Here is a 2039-nt window from a genome sequence, read left to right on the forward strand (position 1 = left end):
AATGAATTTAGTATATAATTATTTTAAAATTAATTTCAAAATTTTGGAGATGATAAAATGAGTTTTATTAAAAGATTAAAAAATGTTATAGCTGCTAAGGCTAATAAAGCATTAGATAAACATGAAAATCCAATAGAAATGTTAGAACTTTCTATAAAGAAAAAGGAAGAATTACTTATAAATGCTAAAAAGCAATGTGCAAACTTTATAGCTACAGTAGATAGTATAAGAGATGAGAAAAAAGCATTAGAAGAAAAGATAAACAAATATGAAGAGGCTACTAAAGCAGCTATCTTAAAAGAAGATAATGAAAAAGCACAATCGTTTGTTAAACAAAAACTAGAATTACAAGAAAAGTTAAGTCAAACTAATTCTAGAATAAAAGAACAAGATGATAAAATAACTACTATAAAAGCTAAGATAGAAGAATTAGAGATAGAAATATCTAAAATGAAATCTAAAAAACAAGAATTAGCTACAAGACTTGATGTTGCACAAATAAACAATGAAATAAATGAAACTTTAGCAGGTCTTAATGATGACCATGGTATAAATTTAGAAGAACTTGAAAAGAAAGTTTCTCAAACAGAAAATTACGGAAATGCCTTAGAACAGTTAAAGCCTAAAAATGAAGATGAATTATTAGATGAGTATATAAAAAATTCACCATCAGTTGATTCTAAAGTTGCTGAGGAATTAGAAAGAATAAAAGAACAAATGAAAAAATAGTATATTAAAGGTAGATGGTTTAAAGCTATCTACCTTTAATGATATGTAATATATAAGTKATTTTTTAGAGGTGATAAAATGGATGATAGAGTATTAGAGGAAAAAAATAAATACAATAAATCATATGCTGAATTAATGTTTTGTGTAGATGATTTAAGAAAAATGCTTGATACTGAAGAGCTTAATAAAAGAAGCTTTATAAATAAAGTTGATACACTAAAAGATTATATTGAGTTTTTAGATAACTTAGAAAAAGAAAGTAAAAAAGATAAAGGACTATTTAAAAAATTATTTAAGGTAGAAAATGATCCAAGTCAAAAAATAAATAAATATCTTACAATTGATAAGCGTAGAGATTTAGAAAAAATTGATAAGTGTAGTAAATGTGCATGTAGAAATTGTGTAAGTGTATGTGATATGAAACATTGTCTTAATTGTAGAGAAAAAGAGTATGTAATAAAATGTGATAAAGATTCTGTGCTACTTACAAATACTACTGATACTGTAGAGCTTTACCAAGGTGAAGAAAAGTTTATATTTAATGTTGCTGGATACTTAGTAGAAAAAGACAATAATGGAAACTTTACTAGATATGTATATTTAATAGATAGCAAAGACTATGATAATCAGCATATATTAAAGTATTCAAAGTTTAAAGGGGAAGAGTTCTACGATTCAGTAATAACTGATAATACTCAAAATGAACTAATTAGAATAAATGATAAATTTATAGAAATGGGGCTAAGAGTATAATATGAAAAATAAAAAAATAAAAATAGCTTATCTTTTAACGACATTTATATTTTTATTTACTTATATAGGAGGATTAATAGGAAATATAGACTCTTATGCATATGATAGTACATATGTATCATTAGTATCTTCAAGTAAGTATAGTTCTAAAAGTTCAACGAAAAGCTATTCTACAAAACCAAAGTCTACAATAAAACCAAGYWCAACTACCATAAAGCCAGATTCAGGAAGTTTTTCTACAAAACCAAATACTAGTACTAATAATTCAGGTTCGTCAAGTACAACAAAACCTGACTCAGGAAGTTTCTCTACTACTCCTAAAGATGATAGCAATAGTAGTAATAATGACAATACAAATACTAATACAAATAATAGGGAGTATGGAAATAGTACTTCAAGTAGACGTCCTATTTTTAGAGGCAGTTATTATGGAGGGTATAGTCCATTTAGAAGAGTATTTTTTGGATATGGTATGAGCTCTTGGATTATGAAAATAGTAATGCTTATAACTATAATAGTGATTATATACATTATAATTGATTATATAAGAAGTAAAA

2 protein-coding genes and 1 pseudogene are annotated in these 2039 nt (G+C 25.4%); all 3 read left to right on the plus strand.

The features are described from left to right. Positions 1-57: 57 nt before the first annotated feature. On the plus strand, positions 58-729 hold the full coding sequence (locus G3997_RS02870) for a PspA/IM30 family protein (RefSeq protein WP_296647786.1): 672 nt from the start codon (positions 58-60) through the stop codon (positions 727-729). 78 nt (positions 730-807) lie between these two features. Further along, complete coding sequence (locus G3997_RS02875; RefSeq protein WP_296647790.1) at positions 808-1482, plus strand: hypothetical protein; 675 nt, start codon at positions 808-810, stop codon at positions 1480-1482. A 1-nt stretch (position 1483) separates the two neighbouring features. Further along, positions 1484-2039: pseudogene (locus G3997_RS02880) on the plus strand (hypothetical protein); the annotation flags it as partial.

The sequence above is a fragment of the Romboutsia sp. 13368 genome (genome assembly GCF_018336475.1).
GTDB lineage: Bacteria > Bacillota > Clostridia > Peptostreptococcales > Peptostreptococcaceae > Romboutsia.